This window comes from Mesorhizobium sp. P160219, from assembly GCF_057786095.1.
Window position 1 is genome coordinate 5,887,670 of sequence record NZ_JBYNWG010000001.1, and the last position, 20,362, is coordinate 5,908,031.

General features: G+C 62.8%; 21 protein-coding genes. 8 read left to right on the forward strand and 13 right to left on the reverse strand.

Annotated features, from left to right (window positions below):
* Positions 1 to 21: 21 nt before the first annotated feature.
* Positions 22 to 882 carry an EAL domain-containing protein gene (locus tag AC3EMP_RS28465; RefSeq protein WP_352712048.1) on the reverse strand — a complete coding sequence of 287 codons (861 nt, stop codon included), beginning with the start codon at positions 880 to 882 and terminating at the stop codon, positions 22 to 24.
* Positions 879 to 1,778: an EAL domain-containing protein gene (locus AC3EMP_RS28470; RefSeq protein WP_352443333.1), complete on the reverse strand. Its 900-nt coding sequence runs from the start codon at positions 1,776 to 1,778 to the stop codon at positions 879 to 881. The genes AC3EMP_RS28465 and AC3EMP_RS28470 overlap by 4 nt, the downstream gene beginning before the upstream one ends.
* A 274-nt stretch (positions 1,779 to 2,052) precedes the next feature.
* Here AC3EMP_RS28470 and AC3EMP_RS28475 point away from each other — a divergent pair, with 274 nt between their 5' ends.
* Entirely contained in the window at positions 2,053 to 3,255 is a 1,203-nt protein-coding gene (locus AC3EMP_RS28475; protein WP_023671964.1) for a pyridoxal phosphate-dependent aminotransferase, read from the forward strand.
* 60 nt (positions 3,256 to 3,315) lie between these two features.
* Here AC3EMP_RS28475 and AC3EMP_RS28480 read toward each other — a convergent pair whose 3' ends face one another.
* Positions 3,316 to 3,711 (reverse strand): (R)-mandelonitrile lyase, encoded by a 396-nt coding sequence (locus tag AC3EMP_RS28480; protein ID WP_023833500.1) that lies wholly within the window; start codon positions 3,709 to 3,711, stop codon positions 3,316 to 3,318.
* Between the two features lie 48 nt (positions 3,712 to 3,759).
* Complete coding sequence (locus AC3EMP_RS28485) at positions 3,760 to 4,311, reverse strand: methyltransferase family protein (protein ID WP_023833501.1); 552 nt, start codon at positions 4,309 to 4,311, stop codon at positions 3,760 to 3,762.
* Positions 4,312 to 4,458: 147 nt separating this feature from the next.
* Here AC3EMP_RS28485 and AC3EMP_RS28490 point away from each other — a divergent pair, with 147 nt between their 5' ends.
* The 3 genes from AC3EMP_RS28490 (at position 4,459) to AC3EMP_RS28500 (ending at position 8,868) form a co-directional block, all read left to right on the forward strand.
* Positions 4,459 to 5,319 (forward strand): alpha/beta fold hydrolase, encoded by an 861-nt coding sequence (locus tag AC3EMP_RS28490; RefSeq protein WP_023671967.1) that lies wholly within the window; start codon positions 4,459 to 4,461, stop codon positions 5,317 to 5,319.
* A gap of 247 nt (positions 5,320 to 5,566) precedes the next feature.
* A complete protein-coding gene (locus tag AC3EMP_RS28495) occupies positions 5,567 to 7,618 on the forward strand; it encodes an elongation factor G (RefSeq protein ID WP_023744324.1) in 2,052 nt (683 codons plus the stop codon).
* Between the two features lie 725 nt (positions 7,619 to 8,343).
* Positions 8,344 to 8,868 (forward strand): methyltransferase family protein, encoded by a 525-nt coding sequence (locus AC3EMP_RS28500; RefSeq protein WP_352712045.1) that lies wholly within the window; start codon positions 8,344 to 8,346, stop codon positions 8,866 to 8,868.
* Here the strand turns inward: AC3EMP_RS28500 and AC3EMP_RS28505 are convergent.
* Both AC3EMP_RS28505 and trxB read right to left on the reverse strand, forming a co-directional pair.
* Entirely contained in the window at positions 8,865 to 9,761 is an 897-nt protein-coding gene (locus AC3EMP_RS28505; protein WP_023671970.1) for a LysR family transcriptional regulator, read from the reverse strand. The genes AC3EMP_RS28500 and AC3EMP_RS28505 overlap by 4 nt on opposite strands.
* Before the next feature lie 80 nt (positions 9,762 to 9,841).
* Positions 9,842 to 10,816, reverse strand: a complete 975-nt coding sequence (gene trxB / locus AC3EMP_RS28510; protein ID WP_352712044.1) for a thioredoxin-disulfide reductase — start codon at positions 10,814 to 10,816, stop codon at positions 9,842 to 9,844.
* A 255-nt stretch (positions 10,817 to 11,071) separates the two neighbouring features.
* On the opposite strand from trxB, the gene AC3EMP_RS28515 reads away from it, so the two are divergent.
* The gene (locus AC3EMP_RS28515) at positions 11,072 to 11,548 is read left to right on the forward strand and encodes an Lrp/AsnC family transcriptional regulator (protein ID WP_023689719.1); all 477 of its coding nucleotides are present in this window, start codon (positions 11,072 to 11,074) and stop codon (positions 11,546 to 11,548) included.
* Here AC3EMP_RS28515 and AC3EMP_RS28520 read toward each other — a convergent pair.
* The 6 genes from AC3EMP_RS28520 to AC3EMP_RS28545 all read right to left on the reverse strand — a co-directional run bounded on the left by AC3EMP_RS28520 (position 11,538) and on the right by AC3EMP_RS28545 (position 16,635).
* Positions 11,538 to 11,888, reverse strand: coding sequence for a hypothetical protein (locus AC3EMP_RS28520; protein WP_352712042.1), 351 nt, complete (start codon positions 11,886 to 11,888; stop codon positions 11,538 to 11,540). The two genes, AC3EMP_RS28515 and AC3EMP_RS28520, sit on opposite strands and share 11 nt — an antisense overlap.
* Before the next feature lie 83 nt (positions 11,889 to 11,971).
* Positions 11,972 to 12,952 (reverse strand): phosphodiester glycosidase family protein, encoded by a 981-nt coding sequence (locus AC3EMP_RS28525; RefSeq protein WP_352712040.1) that lies wholly within the window; start codon positions 12,950 to 12,952, stop codon positions 11,972 to 11,974.
* 205 nt (positions 12,953 to 13,157) lie between these two features.
* Positions 13,158 to 13,811, reverse strand: coding sequence for a D-glycero-alpha-D-manno-heptose-1,7-bisphosphate 7-phosphatase (locus AC3EMP_RS28530; RefSeq protein ID WP_023728202.1), 654 nt, complete (start codon positions 13,809 to 13,811; stop codon positions 13,158 to 13,160).
* Positions 13,804 to 14,376, reverse strand: coding sequence for a D-sedoheptulose-7-phosphate isomerase (locus tag AC3EMP_RS28535; protein WP_023671975.1), 573 nt, complete (start codon positions 14,374 to 14,376; stop codon positions 13,804 to 13,806). Before AC3EMP_RS28535 ends, AC3EMP_RS28530 begins: the two co-directional genes overlap by 8 nt.
* Positions 14,377 to 14,384: 8 nt before the next feature.
* On the reverse strand, positions 14,385 to 15,878 hold the full coding sequence (gene rfaE1, locus AC3EMP_RS28540; RefSeq protein WP_023671976.1) for a D-glycero-beta-D-manno-heptose-7-phosphate kinase: 1,494 nt from the start codon (positions 15,876 to 15,878) through the stop codon (positions 14,385 to 14,387).
* A 124-nt stretch (positions 15,879 to 16,002) separates the two neighbouring features.
* Positions 16,003 to 16,635 (reverse strand): LysE family translocator, encoded by a 633-nt coding sequence (locus AC3EMP_RS28545; protein ID WP_023689716.1) that lies wholly within the window; start codon positions 16,633 to 16,635, stop codon positions 16,003 to 16,005.
* A 133-nt stretch (positions 16,636 to 16,768) separates the two neighbouring features.
* On the opposite strand from AC3EMP_RS28545, the gene rfaD reads away from it, so the two are divergent.
* The 3 genes from rfaD to waaC are packed head-to-tail and all read left to right on the forward strand — an operon-like array spanning position 16,769 to position 19,670.
* Positions 16,769 to 17,719: an ADP-glyceromanno-heptose 6-epimerase gene (rfaD, locus tag AC3EMP_RS28550; RefSeq protein ID WP_023671978.1), complete on the forward strand. Its 951-nt coding sequence runs from the start codon at positions 16,769 to 16,771 to the stop codon at positions 17,717 to 17,719.
* Positions 17,692 to 18,699, forward strand: coding sequence for a lipopolysaccharide heptosyltransferase II (waaF, locus tag AC3EMP_RS28555; protein WP_031215287.1), 1,008 nt, complete (start codon positions 17,692 to 17,694; stop codon positions 18,697 to 18,699). The genes rfaD and waaF overlap by 28 nt, the downstream gene beginning before the upstream one ends.
* Entirely contained in the window at positions 18,696 to 19,670 is a 975-nt protein-coding gene (waaC, locus tag AC3EMP_RS28560; protein WP_023671980.1) for a lipopolysaccharide heptosyltransferase I, read from the forward strand. The genes waaF and waaC overlap by 4 nt, the downstream gene beginning before the upstream one ends.
* A 24-nt stretch (positions 19,671 to 19,694) precedes the next feature.
* On the opposite strand, the gene greA is transcribed toward waaC, so the two are convergent.
* Positions 19,695 to 20,168: a transcription elongation factor GreA gene (greA, locus tag AC3EMP_RS28565; protein WP_023671981.1), complete on the reverse strand. Its 474-nt coding sequence runs from the start codon at positions 20,166 to 20,168 to the stop codon at positions 19,695 to 19,697.
* Positions 20,169 to 20,362: the final 194 nt, after the last annotated feature.

Consider the following 20,362-nt stretch of genomic DNA (forward strand, 5'->3'; position numbering starts at 1 on the left):
GGCGGCAAGCGCGAGCACAAATCAGCGCCGCAGATGCAGCGGCACCACCTTGTTGTCGGCGCCAAGCAGCGCCTCGATCGACAGCGGCTCCCGGTTGAAGATCGTGCCGGCCAGCGCCGGGCGGCCGAGATGGAACCCCTGTAGCAGGTCGACGCCGCCATCCAGCGCGACGCGCAGATGCACGGATTGCTCGATGCCTTCGACCAGCACCTTGGCGCCGCGATCGTGTAGCGACGAGACGAGCGGCCGGAAGAAGCGCTCGGCGGCAGCGTGGCGGCAGAATTCGGCGAACCAGCCGCCGTCGATCTTCACGATATCCGGCTGGAGCAGGTTCATCCGCTCCGCGGTCGAGTGGCCGGTGCCGAAATCGTCGATGGCGATGCGGATGCCGTGGCGCCGCATCTCGCGCGCCAGCGGGGCCAGCACATTATCGTCGGCCGCCTGTTCGGTGATCTCGCAGACCAGCATGGCGGCATGCAGGTCGAGATCGCCGAGATGCCGCGTCATCAGCCGGATCTCGGCCAGCGCCCGCCCGAGATGATCGTTGATCATCGGGTTGTAATTGAAGAACAGGCCGAGCCCGTCGACGCCGATGTTGCGGAAGTTTTTCAGATGCAGCATCCGGCACATCGTCTCGACAAACAGGCGGTCGCCCGGCGCAACACTGTCGAAGAACATGGCGGGTGCAACCGGCATGGAAGCGCGCTGCGGTTCGATCAGCGCCTCGACTGCAACCGCGGCCAACGCGCCGCCGCGTGGCGCAAAGATCGGCTGGTAGGCGCTCTTCAGCCGGAACGTGCCGTAGACGCCGTATTCGATGCCGACCTCGTCGGCAAAGATCGCTTCGCCGATATCGCGACGCCTCTCGCGCTGCCCGGTCATGGCCCGGTCCTGCGCCCGAACACCCTGCCCGGCCGCGCCGGAGGCGCTGCAGTCGGGCCGGCAGGCGTCTTGCCAGGCTCGGCCGCCGCGACAGACGGCTGCCCATCCCTGCCGAAAGCGCGAAAGCTGGTCGGCGCCAGTTCCGGCTTCGCCAGCACGAAGCCCTGCACCATCGATGCGCCGGATTTCTCGGCCAATTCAAGCTGCCAGCCTTCCTCGATGCCTTCGAACACGGTGCGGATGCCCTGTAGTTCGAAGTTCGTCACCATGGCAGTCAGCAGGGCAAAGCCGGCGCCGGATTCCATGAGCTGCGTGATCCAGTGCGCATCGAATTTGACGATGTCGGGCTTGAGCTCCTTGATGCGGTTGATGTCGGATTCATCGGCGCCGTAATCGTCGACGGCAATGCGAAAGCCATTGGCCCGCAGCGCCTCGACAAAGCTGTAGAGCGTTTCCTGCGACGCCGACTTCTGCTCGGTCACCTCGCACACGATGCGGCGCGGATCGATCCCGGCTTCGTGCAGCACCAGCCGCATGTCGCGCAGCGCGTTATCGGCGATGGAGCGCTCGGTAAACACCGACGGATCGAAATTGACGAAGATCGAAGCTTCTTGCGGCAGGCAGGCGCCGGCGTTGAGCAAATGCAGCGTGCGCGTCAGCGCCTCGATGTGCAGGCGGTCGCCGGCCGGACAGGTGCGGAAGAAGTTCATTGGCGATTGCGGCTCGCCGTCACGAAACGGCCGGATCAGCCCCTCGAACGCTGCGATCGAGAGCTTGCTCTCCTTGAAGGCGAAGATCGGCTGAAAGGCGCTCTGCAGCGTGTAGGGACCCCAGACACCTGAAACGGTGCCGTCATCGTGACGGATGATGTGGGCAAGCCCGGTGCTGCGCGACAAGGGTCCCTCGCTCCGCGAGACAGGCGAAATGGCTGGCGATCCTGCCGTCAAAGGTTTTAGCGGCCGTTGATGAATTTAGTCTTGCTGGGGATAGGCGTCGATTGCAGAGCCCGCAACGCAGAGTGAAACCGTCATGCACGCGCTCCAAAAAGGCATCTTCACAGGTCCTTGAGCCCTGGCTCATCCGACAATGCTTGCACTTGCCGGGTCGATGCGACATGAGAAGCGCCGCAGCTGTTTGCGGTTGCGCCGACCCCTCTGGAGATATCTGGTCATGGCCTTTCTTGCCGACGCCCTTGCCCGCGTAAAGCCTTCCGCCACCATCGCGGTGACGCAGAAAGCCCGCGAGCTGAAAAATGCCGGCCGCGACATTATCGGCCTCGGCGCTGGCGAACCGGATTTCGACACGCCCGACAACATCAAGAATGCGGCGATCGAGGCGATCCGCCGCGGCGAGACCAAATACCCGCCGGTTTCGGGCATCGCGCCGCTGCGCGAGGCGATCGCGAAAAAATTCAAGCGCGAGAACAATCTCGACTACAAGCCCGAGCAGACCATTGTCGGCACCGGCGGCAAGCAGATCCTGTTCAACGCCTTCATGGCGACGCTGAACCCAGGCGATGAGGTCATCATCCCCCGCCCCTATTGGGTGAGCTATCCCGAAATGGTGGCGATCTGCGGCGGCACCTCGGTGTTCGCCGACACCTCGATCGACAATGGTTTCAAGCTCACTCCCGCCGCGCTGGAAAAGGCGATCACGCCGAAGACAAAATGGCTGCTGATGAACTCGCCGTCGAACCCGTCCGGCGCCGCATACACGGAAGCCGAGCTGCGCGCGCTGGCCGACGTGCTCTTGAAGCATCCGCATGTCTGGACACTGACCGACGACATGTACGAACACCTGACCTATGGCGACTTCGTCTTCAGGACGATCGCCGAGGTCGAGCCGAAACTCTACGAGCGCACGCTGACCATGAACGGCGTCTCGAAAGCCTACGCCATGACCGGCTGGCGCATCGGCTATGCCGCGGGTCCCGTCCAGCTGATCAAGGCGATGGACATGATCCAGGGCCAGCAGACCTCGGGCGCCTGCACCATCGCGCAATGGGCCTCGGTCGAGGCGCTCAACGGCCCGCAGGATTTCGTCGCCAGGAACAAGGCGATCTTTCAGGGCCGTCGCGACCTCGTCGTGTCGATGCTCAACCAGGCGCGCGGCATAACCTGCCCGTCGCCGGAAGGCGCCTTCTATGTCTACCCGTCCTGCGCCCAGCTGATTGGCAAGAAGACCAAAGCCGGCAAGATAATCGACACCGACGAGACTTTCTGCTCCGAATTGCTCGAAGGCGAGGGTGTCGCAGTGGTGTTCGGCTCGGCCTTCGGCCTCGGCCCCAACTTCCGCATCTCCTACGCCACGTCGGAGACGCTGCTGGAGGAAGCCTGCGCCCGCATCCAGCGGTTCACGGCATCGCTGACCTGAACTGGCGGCACCGAGACGTGAAACCCGGCTTCGAGCCGGGTTTTTTGTCAGGAGCAGACCTCAGCCGCCACACTGCTCGCTGGTGACCGCTTCCATCCAATCGGCATGGACGCCGTCCAGCGCTTCCTGCATGGCGACGTGGGTCATTGTCGTCTTTGGACCCGCGCCGTGCCAGTGCTTCTCGCCGGGCTCGAACGAGATCACGTCGCCCGCCTTGATCTGCTGGATCGGCCCGCCCCATGTCTGCGCAAGGCCGGCCCCCGCAGTGACATAAAGCGTCTGGCCGAGCGGATGCGTGTGCCAGTGGGTACGCGCACCGGGCTCGAAGCTGACCAGCGTGGCTCTGAGCCGGGCCGGCGCTTCCTTCTCGATGATGGGCGTCTGCAGCACGCGGCCGGTGAAATACTGGTCCGGCGCGATGATGGTCGGCACGCTGCCGCAGGCAATGATCTTCATCTCTGGTGATCCCTAAGTTTGGCAGAACCTACCCTGCCCCGGTGCCGGCTACCACCCCAGCCGGGGCCAGAACAGGCCGGCACGTACGCGATAGTCCGCGTAGGCTCCGGCCAGCGGCGTGCGCGAAAATTTCTTCTCTTCGTCCAGCGCCGCAAACACATAGAGGATAGCGATTCCGGCGATCGGCACCACCGCCCAGATCGACCAGGTCGCGATCCCCCACCCGATCCAGAAGACGATGTAGGACGTATAGAAGGGGTGGCGGACATGGCCGTAGGGGCCGTCGGTCAGCAGGCTGTGTGGATCGTCGGGTGCGAAGGCGAAGCGCAATCGCGCCTTGCGCGACGTGACAATCGCCCACCAGAACAGGGCAGAGCTCGCCAGTTCGACGGCAAGTCCGGTGAGCTTTGCCGAACCCGGCTGCGATTGGATCCAAAGGATGGCGAGAAGGAACAGCGCCGTGGCGATGACCGCCGCCGAAATCACCATGGCGCCTGGAGACATCGCCTGCGATTGGAAATGCGCCCGCATCGACCAGACATATTGGCCAAGCGTCGCGATGCTGCAGATCGAGACAAGAAGATCAAGGACTGGTTCCATTGTCGGGATTCCGCGCGTGATTGCCATGGAGCCAGCGATCGTGCCGGCTATCTCTTTAGAAATCCTTTCTTAACCACATGTTTAAAGAACATATAGAGCCAGCGATGCGATGTTGGCGGTCAGGCAAATCTCAAGGTCTAATCCAGCATGAGCATCACTCACCGCACCATCCGCACGCCGCAGGCCGACTTGCGCCTCAGCCAGTCGTCTGGGTCCGGCATGCCCATCGTCATGATCCATGGGTCGGGCAGTTCGCGCGCCGTGTTTGCCCGTCAGTTCGATAGCCCGCTTGCCGACGGCCATCGGCTGATCGCCTTCGACCTTCCCGGCCACGGCGAGTCCTCCGATGCCCGCGACCCGGCGACCGCCTATACGATTACCGGCCTTGCCCAGACCACAGCCCGGCTTCTCGACGCTTTGGGCATCGGCCACGCCATCATCTTCGGCTGGTCGCTCGGCGGCCATGTGGCGGTCGAACTGGCCAGCTTTCACCATGCGGTCAGCGGCCTGGTGCTGACCGGAGCGCCGCCGGTGTCGCGGGGGCCGCTTGGCATGCTGCGCGGCTTTCACGCCAACTGGGACATGCTGCTGGCCTCCAAGAAGGTCTACTCCGAACGCGACATCGAGCGCTTCGAGGCGCTTTGCTTCGGCGATACCGCCAGTCCGTCTTTCCGCGAAGCCATAAGGCGCACCGACGGCAGGCTTCGCGCCGGCGTGGCGCGCAGCATGTTTGCCGGCAAGGGCGCCGACCAGAAACAGGTGGTCGAGCACGCCCCGTTCCCGGTTGCGGTGATCAATGGAGAGCATGATCCGCTGGTGCGGCTGAGTTACTTCGAGACGGTGGCCTATGGCTTGCTGTGGGAACAATGCCATGTCATATCAGGCGCCGGCCATGCACCGTTCTGGGAACGCCCAGACCTGTTCAACCCGTTGCTGTCGCGCTACGCCGAGATGGTGGTGAAGCAGAGTGCAGCCGCCACGCCCACGCGCCGCACCCAGGCAAGCTGAAATCGCCGGACGGTTCTGATCCCGGGGTCTTGCCTCGGCCGCCTGACGGCGCACCGGATTCCTATTTTCCTTGCCCTGCCGGCTAACCCGTGGGACGATGGGCTTGGGCAGGTGGCTAAGAGAAACAACCCCGCCCCGCGACGGTCGAACAGGCCGGCCGCCGCTCACGACAGGGTGCGATCGGCGCAAAACCGTTTCCACTTTTGCTGATCGCACTCCAAGGGCCAAGCCTGAGTGGAGGTCAGCCATGGGTACTCGCGCCGGAGGACGACGCACGGGACCGAAATGCATTGCCATAGTCGGTCCCTTTGCAAGCGGTAAGACGACACTTCTCGAAGCCATCCTCGCCCGTACGGGCGCCATCCCCCGCCAAAATCCCGTTTCATCGGGAAGCACCGTTTCCGATCATTCGCCCGAGGCGCGGGCGCACGCCATGAGCGTCGAGGCGACCTTTGCCACCACCGAATTCATGGGCGAGCAGATCACCTTCGTCGACTGTCCCGGATCGATCGAATTCTCCTTCGAGGCCGAGCCGGTGCTGGCAGCCTGCGATCTCGCGGTGGTCGTCGCCGAGGCCGACGAGAAGAAGATCCCAGCCTTGCAGCTCATCATGCGCAAGCTCGACGATCTCGGCGTGCCGCGCATCCTGTTCCTCAACAAGGTCGACAAGGCAATTGCCGGCGTACGCGATACGCTGAAGATGCTGCAGCCGACGAGCGCGGCGCCGCTGTTGCTGCGCCAGATCCCGCTGCGCAAGGACAATGTGGTGATCGGTTCGATCGACTTGGCGCTGGAGCGCGCCTACATCTACCGCGAATATGCCGAAAGCCAGGTTGCCGAAATTCCAACTGACGACAAGGCGCGCGAACTGGAGGCTCGCTTCTCCATGCTGGAGACGCTTGCCGACCATGACGACCAGTTGATGGAGCAGTTACTGGAGGAGATCGAGCCGCCGAAAGACGCGGTCTTCGACGATCTGTCCGCCGACCTGCGCGCCGGCGCCATAACGCCGGTGCTGATCGGCACCGCCGAAAAAGGCAACGGCGTGCTGCGCCTTTTGAAGGCGATCCGCCATGATGCACCGGATGTCGAGGCGACGCGCAAACGGCTCGGCGTCCCCGACGGCAATCACACCGTGGTCCAGGTGATGAAGACCATCCACACCGCGCATGGCGGCAAGCTGTCCGTGTCGCGCGTACTCTCTGGCCAGATCGCCGATGCAGCCGAACTCTATTTGTCGAATGGCGAGACGGCGAAGGTCTCCGGCATCTACAAGATGCTCGGAAAGGACCAGTCCAAGCTCACCGCTGCCAAGGGCGGCGACACGGTGGCGTTGGGCAAGCTGGACGAGGTCAAGACCGGCCAGACGTTGAGCTCCAGGAAGGGCGGTATCAAGCCGCTGGTCACGCTGACGCCGCCGCAGCCGGTCTTTGCCTTTGCGCTGCGGCCGAAGGAGCGCAAGGACGAGGTCAAGATGTCGGCGGCCATCCAGCGCCTGGCCGAGGAAGATCCCTCGCTCACCTTGCGCCACAACCAGGACTCGGCCGAGACCGTGCTGTCCGGCCATGGCGAGATGCATCTGCGGGTCGTGCGCGAGCGGCTGGAAGGCAAGAATCAGATTCCGGTCGAAGGCCATGCGCCTGCCGTCCCCTATCGCGAGACGATCCGAAAGACGGTGCAGCAGCGCGGCCGCCACAAGAAGCAGTCCGGCGGCCATGGCCAGTTCGGCGATGTGGTGATCGAGATCAAGCCGCTGCCGCGCGGCTCCGGCTTTCAGTTCTCGGACACCATCACCGGTGGCGTCGTGCCCAAGACCTACATCCAGTCGGTCGAAACCGGCGTGCGCGATTATCTGAAATCCGGCCCGCTCGGCTTCCCTGTCGTCGATGTCGCCGTCAACCTCTCCGACGGCTCCTACCACGCCGTCGATTCCTCCGACATGGCTTTCCAGATGGCGGCCAAGCTGGCCATGAAGGAAGGCATGGCGGCCTGCTCGCCGGTGCTGCTCGAGCCGGTCATGAAAGTCGAGATCGTCACGCCGTCCGAAGCCACTTCGAAGATCATCGCGCTGATCCCGCAACGGCGCGGGCAGATCCTTGGCTACGACGCGCGGCCTGACTGGCCGGGATGGGATGTCGTGGAGGCGACCATGCCGCAGGCCGAGATCGGCGACCTGATCATCGAACTGCGCTCGGCGACCTCCGGCGTCGCCAGCTATCGTTGCGCCTTCGATCACATGGCCGAGCTGACCGGACGGTTGGCCGACGAGGCGATGAACGCCAACGGCAAGGCTGCCTGACAGGCCGAAGGATGATCCGCACAAAAAACGGCGCCCGGATGACCCGGACGCCGCTCTTATTGCGGACCGTCTTCTTGGGAGGAAAACGGCAGGTCCGCCGCACGTATCCGCCGCGCCATACGGCACTGACAGACGAATAGGTTCGGACGCGGTAGCTGCCTGAGCCCGGATCTTCCGAGTGATGCCCCCATCTCCCGGTCGAACCACACCGCGTCCTATGATCTGCTTAAACGATGAATCGCGCCTGCGGCATGTTACCTGAGGTTACATGTCACTGTTACGCGGCGATTTTGCTCGATTTTTCGCTGGCTACGGCAGGCCCGGAAACAAAAAAGCCGGATCAATGAAGATCCGGCTGAGTTTGATTGGAAGTGCCTGTTAAGGCTAACCTCCAGAGGGGAACACTCGAGGGCGCTAATGGGAGGAGAACGCGCCCAGGAGATGATCTATATATGTGCTGTTCATGCCCAAGAAACAAGCATCTATTTTGCAACACACGCATGCAAAAAGGTACAGGCTGTGGACTAACCCATGTCTAGGGGCCATAAGACCACGAAAAGTTGCCAAATGAATGGCGCGACCGTGCTGTTGCCTTCGCAGAACCGCAAGTCGGGCTGATTCTCGCGCTCGCGGGCAAAAAGCCGAATGACGTTGAATCGGGCAACAGGCGTTTATTTTTGCGGCAGCGGGATGGGAAGGGTCGGCCGGAAGAAGGGAGACCTGACATGCGGACACCCCAGGCGATCGCCGGCAGCGCGGTCTTCTTCATCGCCGCACCTTGTGTCGTCGCCGGGCTGGTGCCCTGGCTGCTCACGGACCGCTACCGTCTGCCGCTGTCGACGGTGCCCGGCTTCGTGCCGGCCGGCTCCATCCTGATTGTCGCGGCCATCGCCCTGCTCGTCCATTCCTTTGCCCGCTTCGCGCTCGAAGGCCTCGGCACGCCGGCGCCTGTCGCGCCCACCGAGAGACTGGTGATCGGCGGCGTGTACCGCCATGTCCGCAACCCGATGTATGTCGCAGTACTGTCGATCATCCTGGGCCAGGCGTTGCTGTTTTCAAGCTGGAGCGTCGCTGCCTATGCCGCCATCGGCGCGATCGTCATGGGCTCTTTCGTCAGGTTCTATGAGGAGCCGACTCTCGCCCGCCGCTACGGTGGCGAATACGAGACCTACCGCCGCAATGTTCCCGGCTGGCTGCCACGGCTGACGCCGTGGCGGGGGGTGACCAGCACCTCCCAAGGCCATGTTTAAAATGACCAGCTGCGCGCTTTGGCGATGATGAAGTCGCGGAAGACGTGCAGCTTGGCCTGGTTCTTCATTGCATCGGGATAGGCGAAATAGGTGTCGAAGGACGGCACCTCGGTCTCCGGCAAAAGCTGCACCAGATCCGATTCCTTGGAGATCACGTAGTCGGGCAGCATGGCGATGCCGGCGCCGCCCTGCACGGCGCGCTTGATCGACAAGATGTCGTTGATCTGCAGCGTCGGCACCCTTTGCCCACCGTCGAAATCGCCGATCGTTTCCAGCCAGTTCAGCTCCGACAGATGCGACGGCACCGGCACACCGAAAGTGACGATGCGATGGTTCTTCAGATCGGCGACCGAGGTCGGCTTGCCGTGCTTGCCGACATAGGACGGCGAGGCATAGAGGTGGAAATGCACGGTGAACAGGCGGCGCTGGATAAGGTCGGGCTGCTGCGGCTGGCGCAGCCGTATCGCGCAGTCGGCCTGGCGCATGGTGAGGTCGAGTTCCTCATTGGCCAGGATCAGCTGCAGGCTGATTTCCGGATAGAGCTCGATGAATTCCTGCACCCGCTCGGTCAGCCAGCCGGCGCCGAGCCCGACCGTGGTCGTTACCCTCAGCACGCCTGAGGGACGGTCCTTGGCCTCGGTCAGCTTCGACTTGATGGTCTCGAGCTTCATCAGCACGTCATGCGCCGTGCGGAACAGCATTTCGCCCTGCTCGGTCAGCACCAGGCCGCGGGCATGGCGATTGAACAGCGGCACCCCGACATCATGTTCGAGCGCGCTGACCTGGCGTGAAATCGCCGATTGCGACAGGTGCAAAGTCTCGGCGGCATGGGTAAACGACCCAGCCTCCGCCGCTGCGTGAAACACGCGAAGCTTGTCCCAGTCCAACGCCATTGAGTTCCCCTCGTTCTGTTTTTGGCGTCTGAATGAAAAATCAGGCTTTTGAACGGCTTGCGACGCCGTCTTGATAGATTTTATTCCGCCGCTTCGCGGTGCACCTCGATGCCGGCCAGGTATTTTTCCGCCTCGAGCGCGGCCATGCAGCCGAGCCCGGCGGCGGTCACCGCCTGACGGTAGATATCGTCGGTCACGTCACCGGCGGCGAACACGCCGGGAACGTCCGTGCGGGTCGAATTCGGCGCCGTCCACAGATAGCCGTTCGGCTTCTGCTTCAGCTTGCCGACAAACAATTCCACCGCCGGCGCATGGCCGATCGCCACGAACACGCCGTCCACCTGGAGATGGCTGACCTCGCCGGTCACCGCATTTCTGAGCTTCAGCCCTTCGACCGAAGGCGGCAGCGGCGTCTTGCCGGGCCGGCCGGTGATCTCGTCGACGATCGTGTCCCAGATGACTCGGACATTGTCCTTTTTCAACAGCCGCTCACGCAGGATGCGCTCGGCGCGGAAATCGTTGCGCCGGTGGATGACGGTCACGCTCTTCGCCAGATTGGAAAGATAGAGCGCCTCCTCCACCGCCGAATTGCCGCCGCCGATGACAGCGACATCCTTGCCGCGATAGAAAAAACCATCGCAGGTGGCGCAGGCCGACACGCCGAAGCCCATGAAGGTCTGTTCGGTGGGGATGCCCAGCCATTTCGCCTGCGCGCCGGTGGCAATGATCAGCGCGTCGGCCGTGTAGGTGGTGCCGGAATCGCCCGTGGCGCGGAACGGCCGCACATTGAGCTCAACCTCGGTGATGATGTCGTTGATGATATCGGTGCCGACATGCTCGGCCTGCTTCAGCATCTGCTCCATCAGCCACGGGCCCTGGATCGGATCGGCGAAGCCCGGATAGTTTTCGACATCGGTGGTGATCATCAGCTGCCCGCCCTGCTGCAAGCCTGCTACGAGCATCGGCTTGAGCATGGCGCGCGCGGCGTAGACTGCGGCGGTATAGCCGGCCGGGCCGGAACCGATGATAAGGACAGGCGCGTGCTTGGTGGTCATCTAAAGCCTCTGCGGGGCAGACAATCGAGTGTGCCTTGGAAACGACGTGAAATGTTGCTGGCAATGTAAGGGTTGCCAACCACACCAGCAAGACGATCAGGCCGTCGTCCCCGGAAAGCTTCGGCCTACAGCCTTATTCGCGCAATGGCCGCTTTCGTTACGGTTGCGAAATCGCCCGACCAAAGGGCTGGCATCGACACAAAAGTCGTTTAAGGACGAGAGCGCGAAAGATTCTTGCGCTAAGCCGAGACCGCCATGCCCCTGAAAGCCGACCTCGACGCCATCGACTGGAAGATTCTGCGCGAGCTTCAGGCCGACGGGCGCATGACCAATGTCGAACTGTCGAGCCGTGTCGGCATTTCCGCCCCGCCCTGCCTGCGCCGTGTCCGGCGGCTGGAGGAAACCGGCATCATCAGAGGCTATCGCGCCTTGCTCAACGCGCCGGCGCTCGGCATGGATGTCGTCGCCTTCTGCCTGATCGGCCTGCATCACCAAGCCGACGCGGAGCTCAAAGCTTTCGCCGAGCGCACTCGCGGCTGGCCGATCGTGCGCGACGCCTGGATGGTCTCGGGCGAATCCGACTTCCTGCTGCATTGCGTGGCGAGCGATCTCGGCACATTCCAGACCTTCGTCATTGAAGAACTGGCCTCGGCCCCCAATGTCGACACGGTGCGCACCGCGCTGACCATCCGCCGCGTCAAGGACGAAGGGCTGGTGGCGTTCAGCGCCTGATAAGCGAGATTAACTTCGAAAAAGCATGTGCGACGCCGACCAAGACATACCCCAACAGACACACTGCTACCTCTCCGACAACTGGCAAAAGAATGAAGCCGTCGCCATGGCCGGGGCTCTCACAAGGGGACATCTCCGGCAAAGCAAAAAAGGCTAGCAAAATAGGTGAGCAAGCAAGCCAGACGAATGTGATGATATGCGGCAACCATTTGAGACGGAAAATGTTTTTTGACGCGAGAAACGCCGCGCCGATCACAATTATGTTGACGACGAATATGAGCCAGAAAGCGAATTCTGGCGCCGAAATCGTAGGGTATTCCGGGTCAGATTGCGTGAACATGAGCGGCCAAGGTTGAATATGCCATCCGGTTTCAGCTACGGAATCGGGAGTACTTTGACCCACCCTGCCAAGGGCAGGATCTGCTACCTGCGCTCCACCGTGAGAACAACAGGCAATCCCCAGGGCACATCTAGCGGTGCTTGAAGCAGTGAGACGTCGCCATCCGCGACCTGGGCTTCCCACTTGGCATAGTGTTTCAACCGGTAGTTCCCGGAGCGGACGCTGAGGCAGGCAACAGGCCCGCCATCGAGGTTTAGCGCCGTCTTGAGATCGAGGTCGGTCTGCAACAGGAAGTTTGCTAGCCGGTCCAGCGAGAAGAAAGCGTCCTTGGTCGAACCGACGATGATCCAGCCCTGACGATCTTCCGCGATAAAGGTGCGGTTGGCCAACCAGTTGCTCTTGGCGCGTACATTGTTGCGGCCGTCCTCACCGACAAGCAATGGATAGGAAACCATAGCGTTTTCGGCATTCTCCGTGATTGCGCGCCAGTCACGTGAATTGAGATCGACCACATGCGTGCCGGAGGCATTCACGACCCAGGCGCCGGCCTTGGCATCGTATTCATCCGGCCCGAGTCTCGTACCCATGCTGACAAAGGGCGTATCGGCTTCGCCCTTCAGTCCGAAATAACTGCCATTGACGATCAGAACGGTGCCGCCTGTGCCTTGTGGATTGAGTGCCGCTTCCCACTGGTCGATGTCCTTGGCACCACTGGGCTCGTTACGGGCAACGAAACGGAATTTGGCTGGATCGAAACGGTTGAGATAGAGCCGGTCAATTTCACGGTCGCCCGCCATGACGGGGATTTCTCTGACCTGGAATCCAGGCTCGGTTTCATTCCATGAGCTGGCTCCAGCGGTCACATCAGGAATTTCCGATTTCAACGCAAGCTGCATGGCAGGCGAGAGACGCGCATAGTCGGGTGCAACGGCGATCCAGTAGCTTCCGCCGCGGCGAAGAAGTGCATTGAGCCCATACACGCCGTGTTTTTGCCAGACATACCCCACGGCTGAAAGCACAGCCAATATCAACAAGACAACGGCAACAGAGATTGCTTTCTTCAATGAATTCCCCTCGTCTTCGATGGAATGACATCTGCAAATTTCTTGCTTGAATGATGTCTGATCTCTGCAGTTTTTCCGCAAAACAGCGTGGTGCTTTCCTGGGGAATAGCGCCAAAGCAAAGAAATGGATCGGCTCGCCGTTTCTGCGAAACGGTGAAACGCTCAAGCTAACCCATTGAGATTGCGTCGCAACAGATCCGGAAAGCTAAATCAGTCTCGATCCGAGCGACTCGACAGCCCTCAAAAGCCCTTCCAGATCATCGGGGTTGCGCAGCGGCAGAACCTCGAAGCCCGGCTCATTACTTCCCTCGCCATCCACCAGCCAGCCGCGCGGCAGGCCGGCACGTTGTCCGGCCTGCATATCCGCGGGATTGTCGCCGACGATCAGCGAGCGTTTGAGATCGAGGCCGAGGCGCTGCCGGGACTGTAGCAGCATGCCCGGATTGGGCTTGCGCATCGGATGGTCGGCGACCGCCAGCGGACCGCTGCCCGCCTCGTGGTACGCGCAGGCCAGAACCATGTCGACGAAGGCATCGCCGGCGGCAAGCAGCTTGAGAACCCGGCCGTTGACCGCGGCAAATTCCTTCCAGCCGAAATAGCCGCGCGCGACGCCTGACTGGTTGGTGACGATGACCACCGGGATGTTGCCCCGGTTGGCGGCGGCGATGACCGGCACGATGCTGTCGCGCAGCGCCATTTTGGCTGGATCGTCGGGATAGCCGGTGTCGACATTGATGGTGCCGTCGCGGTCGAGGAACAGCGCCGGCGCGTTGGCTGGAAACACCCGCGAACCCACCCGCTCAACCCACAGGCCGGGCTCAGCCAGCGGGTATGGACCGTAGGCCCCGGTGTCAGCCATTCGACAGACGGTCTTCCACCACCTCGCAGAGATAGTGGTAGAGGCAGAGATGTCCCTGCTGGATGATCGGCGTCGAGGTCGAGGGCACGTTGAGCAGTATGTCGGTGAGCGGCTTGAGTTTGCCACCGCTGTCGCCGGTGAGGCTGACCACCGTCATGCCCATCATCCGAGCCTGTTCGGCGGCAGCCAGAATGCTCGGCGAATTGCCGCTGGTCGAGATGGCAAGCAGCACGCCGCCGGGCGCGCCATGCGCCTCGACCTGGCGCGAAAACACGGTGTCGAAGCCATAGTCATTGCCCCAGGCGGTCAGCATGCCCGCGTTGGCCGGCAGCGCAATCACATTGTAGGCCTTGCGCTCCTTAAGGAAGCGGCCGACCAGTTCGGTGGCAATGTGGATGGCGTCGCTGGCCGAGCCGCCATTGCCGCAGACCAGCAGCGCCTTGCCCGAGGAAAGCGCGGCGACGACCGCACTCACAGCACGTTCCATCTCGGCGGTCAGGTCACGCTCGACTGTCGCGGTGATCGCGGCCGCCGAGCGGACCAGATAGTCATTCAGTCCGGACATGAAATCCCTCAGTTGGTACCGCCGCCGGCGCGCAATTTGCCGATCGTGCCGGTGGTGCTCTTGCCGGCGACAAGGTCGACCAGGACGACGCGCCCGCCCGCCTTCTGCACCACATCGGCGCCGACAACGGTTTCGACCGTGTAGTCGGCGCCCTTGACCAGAATGTCGGGCAGAAGCGCCTCGATCAGCGCCAGCGGCGTATCCTCTTCGAACACCACGACCGCATCGACCGAGGCCAGGGCGGCGAGCACGCAGGCACGATCATGCTGATCGTTGACCGGGCGCCCGGCGCCTTTCAGCCGACGCACCGAGGCATCGCTGTTGAGGCCGAGCACCAGCCGGTCGCACTGGCTGCGCGCCGCGTGGAGAAGACTGACATGGCCGGCATGCAATATGTCGAAGCAGCCATTGGTGAAGCCGACGCTCAGGCCCTCGTCCTTCCACGCCGCCACCATGCGCGCGGCCGATGCGGCATCTAGGATGGCGTCCTTGTGGGCGGTGGGGCCGTGCGAGCGGAACAGCGCGCCGGTTAGTTCCTCCACGGTCAGCCGCGCGGTGCCGCGTTTGCCCACCACCACACCGCCAGCGGCATTGGCGATGGAGGCGGCCATGACGCGATCGGCGCCCGCGGCCAGAGCCAGCGCGAAGCTCGCGATGACCGTATCGCCGGCGCCCGAAACGTCGAACACTTCGCGCGCCTGGGTGGCGATGTGGCGCGCCTCATCCGCGCCGACGACGCTCATGCCCTTTTCGCTGCGGGTGGCGACGACGAAGTCGAAGCCATGTGCCGAAATCAGCTGGCGTGCCGCCGCGACGATCTCGTCGTCGGCGAAAACCGGGCGACCGACAGCTTCGCCAAGCTCCTTGCGGTTGGGCGTGATGGCGGTCGCGCCGGCATAGCGCGCATAGTCGCGGCCCTTGGGATCGACCAGCACCGGTTTTCCCGCCTCGCGGCAGATGGCGATCAGGTCGGCGGCGACGCCGTCGAGCAAGATGCCCTTGCCATAGTCGGACAGAATGACGATGTCGGCGCGCGTGAGTGCGGCGCGAAAATGCCGGACCAGGTCCGCCCGTTCCTTGTCGTCGAGCGGCTTGATCTCTTCCTCATCGAAGCGCAGCACCTGCTGATTGAGCGCGCTGAAGCGGCTCTTCGACGACGTCATGCGACCGCGCTCCTGCGCCATATCAGCCGTATCGGCGCCGAGTTCGCGCAGCATGCGCACCAGATTGTCGCCGGCCACATCGGTGCCGATCACCGATATGGGAATAGCGCTGGCACCCAGCGAGACGATGTTGGCGACAACGTTGCCTGCGCCGCCCATCGTCGAGGTCTCGCCGCGCCCGTGCAGCACCGGGATCGGCGCTTCCGGCGAGATGCGCTCGATGACGCCGTTGACGAAACGGTCGAGGATGAAGTCGCCGACCACCAGCACGGCAACGTCGCCAAAGCGGGCAATGGCGCGGTGCAAAGGTTCGGGCGAAGGCGGATTGTGCTTGATCATGTCACTGGCAATGCGAGGGAAAGGCCGACCTCAATCACGCTGAAAATTGTCAATTTACGGGCCGGATCGTTCATGGCGAAGCCGATATACCGCAAATCCGCGCAGCGCAACGTCAGGGCGGCCGTCAGCTCTTCTGCAGCGCGACGTGGACGCCCAGTCCGACCAGCACCGCCCCGCCCGCCCGCTGCATGATCCGCTGCGCACGGCTGGAGCGCTTCAGCCGGGCGATCACCATGCCTGCCAGCAACACGCAGACAATATCTGCCGAAGAGAACATTAAATTGACGATGGTGCCCAGCACGACGAATTGCAGCCACACCGGGAACCCCGCCGAGGCATCGATGAACTGTGGCAGGAACGCCATGAAGAAGATCGCCGTCTTCGGATTGAGCACTTCGACGGTGATGCTCTCGAAAAATGCGCGGCGCGCCGATTTGCGCTCGATCGCCGGCAGCGCCCTGTCACCGTCCCCGCGCTTGCGGAACAAGGACACGCCAAGCCAGATCAGATAGAGCGCGCCGATGAGCTTGACCGCCATGTAGAGCGGCGGCACCGCATGGAAGAGCACCGACAGCCCGGCGGCAGCCGCAAAGACATGGAAATAACCGCCAAGATGGATGCCAAGTGCCGCCGTCAGCCCCGACCAGCGCCCGCGCGCCATGGTCTGCGCGGCGGCATAGAGCATGGCCGGTCCTGGAATATAGGCAAAGATCGCCGTGGTGGCGAAAAACGCAATGAGCAGTTCGGTCGACGGCATTTTTTGTCCCCTAGCTTGCGGGCCTCGAATAAAGCGGGCGCTTCGCGGTCTCACTATGGCGTCGTGGTGCTTCATCGACAGCCCGGCTGCCCTCCCTTATAAGGACCGGAATCGCAAGCAACCAGAGGCCTTCATGATCATCGTCACGGGCGGGGCCGGCATGATCGGCTCCAACATCGTCGCCGCACTCAATGCCGAAGGCCATGATGACATCCTCGTCGTCGACGACCTCACCGACGGCCACAAGATCGCCAACCTGGCCGATTTGCAGATAGCCGACTATCTCGACAAGGACGAATTCTTGGCCACCTTGGAAGCCGGCGACCTAGGCCGCGTCGAGGCCGTCTTCCACCAGGGCGCCTGCTCGACCACCACGGAATGGAACGGCAAGTTCATGATGGACGTGAACTACGCCTTCTCAAAGCGCTTGCTGCATGGCTGTCTTTCGCTGCGCATACCGTTCCTCTATGCCTCCTCGGCTTCCGTCTACGGCGGCGGTTCGGAGTTTCGCGAGGACCCCGCACTTGAGCGGCCGCTCAACGTCTACGCCTATTCGAAGAAACTATTCGACGACTATGTCAGGCGCACTGTGTTCGACACCGATCATTCGCAGGTCGCCGGCCTGCGCTACTTCAACGTCTATGGCCCGCGCGAGGCGCACAAGGGCGCCATGGCCTCGGTCGCCTTCCATCTGTTCAATCAGGTCGGGCGCGGCGAAAACCCAAAGCTGTTCGGCGCCCATGACGGCTTCGGCCCCGGCGAACAAAGCCGCGACTTCATTCACGTCGGCGATGTCGCCGACGTCAATCTGTGGCTGTGGAAGCGCGGCTCGAGCGGCATCTTCAACTGCGGCACCGGCCGCGCCCAGCCGTTCCGCGCCATTGCCGAGACCGTGATCGATACGCTGGGCAAGGGCGAGATCGAGTTCATTGAATTCCCCGATCACCTCAAGGGCAGCTACCAGAGTTTTACCCAGGCTGATATGTCCCGTTTGCGTGCAGCCGGCTATAATGGGCAATTCCGCACAGTGGAAACCGGCGTCAGAGACTATGTCGAATGGCTGAAAGCCCAACGATCCTCGTGATCGGCCCACGCTGGGTGGGCGATATGGTCATGGCGCAGTGCCTGTTTTCAGCGCTGAAGGACGTCCATCCCAACGCCGCCATCGACGTGCTGGCCCCGGCCTGGGCGGCCCCGCTGGTCAAGCGCATGCCCGAGATTCGCCAGCAGATCGATTTCCCGCTGCAACCGGGCGCGCTCGAATTCACCATTCGCCGCCGCTTCGGCCGCCTGCTGCGCGGCCGCTACGACATGGCCTACGTCCTGCCGGGCAGCTGGAAATCGGCGCTGATCCCGTTCTTTGCCCGCATCCCCCGCCGCTTCGGCAATCTCCGGGAAATGCGCTACGGCCTGCTGACCGACATCGTGCCGCTGCCCGATGCCGTCAAACGGCGCACCGCGCAGGCCTATTTTGGCCTCGCCCAAGGCGGACATTTCCGGCCGCCGCGGCTCACCGTCGACGCCGGCAATCAGAAAGAACTGCTCGCTCGCTTCACAGTGCAGCCGGGAAAATTCGTCGCCATGATGCCCGGCGCCGAATTCGGTCCGGCCAAACGCTGGCCTAGCGAAAGCTATGCCGGCCTCGCCGGAGAGATGATGGCGAAAGGATTCAAGGTCGCGTTGTTCGGCTCGAAGAACGATCGCGACGTCACCGCCGAGATCGCAGCACTCGCGCCCGGTGTCGTCGATCTGGCAGGAAAGACACGGCTGGAGGACGCCATCGACCTGATCGCCGCGGCCAGGCTGGCGGTGTCCAACGACAGCGGGCTGATGCATGTCGCGGCCGCCGTCGGCACGCCGGTCGTTGCCGTCTACGGTTCGACCTCGCCGGAAAACACGCCGCCGTTGGCTGAACAGCGCGAACTGATCTGGTTGCATCTGTCCTGTTCGCCCTGCCACCGGAAGGTCTGTCCGCTCGGCCACCTCAACTGCCTGAAGACGCTGGACGTTGCCCGAGTGGCAGCGGCGGCGGACAGGTTGCTGGAACTCCCGGCCGCCGCATGAAGGTGTTGATCGTCAAGACCTCCTCGATGGGCGACGTCATCCACACCTTCCCCGCCGTCGAAGATGCACGCCGCAAGCGCCCCGATATCGCCTTCGACTGGTGCGTCGAAGAGGCCTTTGCCGGCATCGTCGCGCTGCATCCGGCGATAGCAAAGATCCATACCGTCGCCATCCGGCGCTGGCGCAAGCATCTGTTCAACGCCGGCACATGGCGGGAGGCGACAAGCTTGCGCCGCGCTCTGCAAGCAGGCGAGTACGACCTCGTCATCGATGCGCAGGGGCTGCTGAAATCGGCCCTGGTTGCGAAACAGGCAGCGGCACCAATCGCAGGTTTCGACCGCGCAAGCGCGCGGGAGCCCTCGGCAACGTTGTTTTACCAGCGCAAATACGCCGTGCCGCGCAACCTGCACGCCATCGAACGCACGCGCCGGCTGTTCGGGCTGGCGCTCGGCTACGAGCCCGATCTTTCGGCGCTCGCATCCGGGATTGTGCCGCCTCCCGGCGGCCTGGCCGGCATCGACGGCAAGACGGCCTTCCTGCTGCACGGCACCAGCCGCGAGGACAAGAAATGGCCCGCCGAAGACTGGATCGAAACGGCTCGCCTGCTGGTTGGTAGCGGAATGACGCCGGTCACCACCTGGTCGAACGAGCGTGAGAAGGCGGTGGCCAAGGCGATCTCGAAAGCCGTGCCGTCAACGATCGTGGTGCCGAGATCGCCGCTGGCAGACATTGCCGCGATCCTTGGCCGCTCGACGCTGGTTATCGGCGCCGACACCGGTCTGACCCACCTCGCCAGCGCCTTCGGCCTGCCGACGGTCGCGGTGTTCCTGGCGACCGAGCCGGGTTTGACCGGCCCGCGCGGGCAATATGCCTCAACGTTGCTGGCCGCATCGGGGGAGCGCCTAACGCCGGCGAAGGTGGTGGCGGAAGCTAAGAAGCAACTGGCGCTCAAATCACGAGCACCAGCCTAGAGCCTTTCAGAAGTATCTGAGGTGCTAGATAAATTGCACCTGGACGATCTCATAACCCCTGGCGCCGCCAGGCGCGTTGACCTCGATGGCGTCGCCGACTTCCTTGCCGATCAGCGCGCGCGCGATCGGCGATGAGATCGAGATACGGCCCGATTTCACGTCCGCTTCCTGGTCGCCGACAATCTGGTAGGTCTTCTTTTCCTCGGTGTCCTCGTCGACCAGCACCACCGTGGCGCCGAACTTGACCTTGTCGCCGCTAAGCTTGGTGACGTCGATCACCTCGGCCCGAGCAATATAGTCTTCCAGTTCGTTGACACGGCCCTCATTGAGGCTCTGCGCCTCTTTGGCGGCATGATATTCGGCATTTTCGGACAGGTCGCCATGCGAGCGCGCTTCGGAGATCGCCTCGATGATGCGTGGCCGCTCCTCCTGCTGGCGCCAACGCAGCTCTTCCTTCAATGACGCGAACCCCTCGCCTGTCATCGGGACCTTGTTCATGATGCCTGACCTTTCCTGCCGCCACCCCCGCATTTCGGGGAAAGCCTTGTCGATGGGTATAAAAAGAAAACGGGTCCGGCAGCCTCGGGCTAACGGAACCGTTTCACCGCAATTTTCCCCAATATAGCGATCCTCGCGCGTTTTTCACGCTGAAAAAGCAGGCTCTTTGAAAAATCATGAGCCGACTTGCGCAA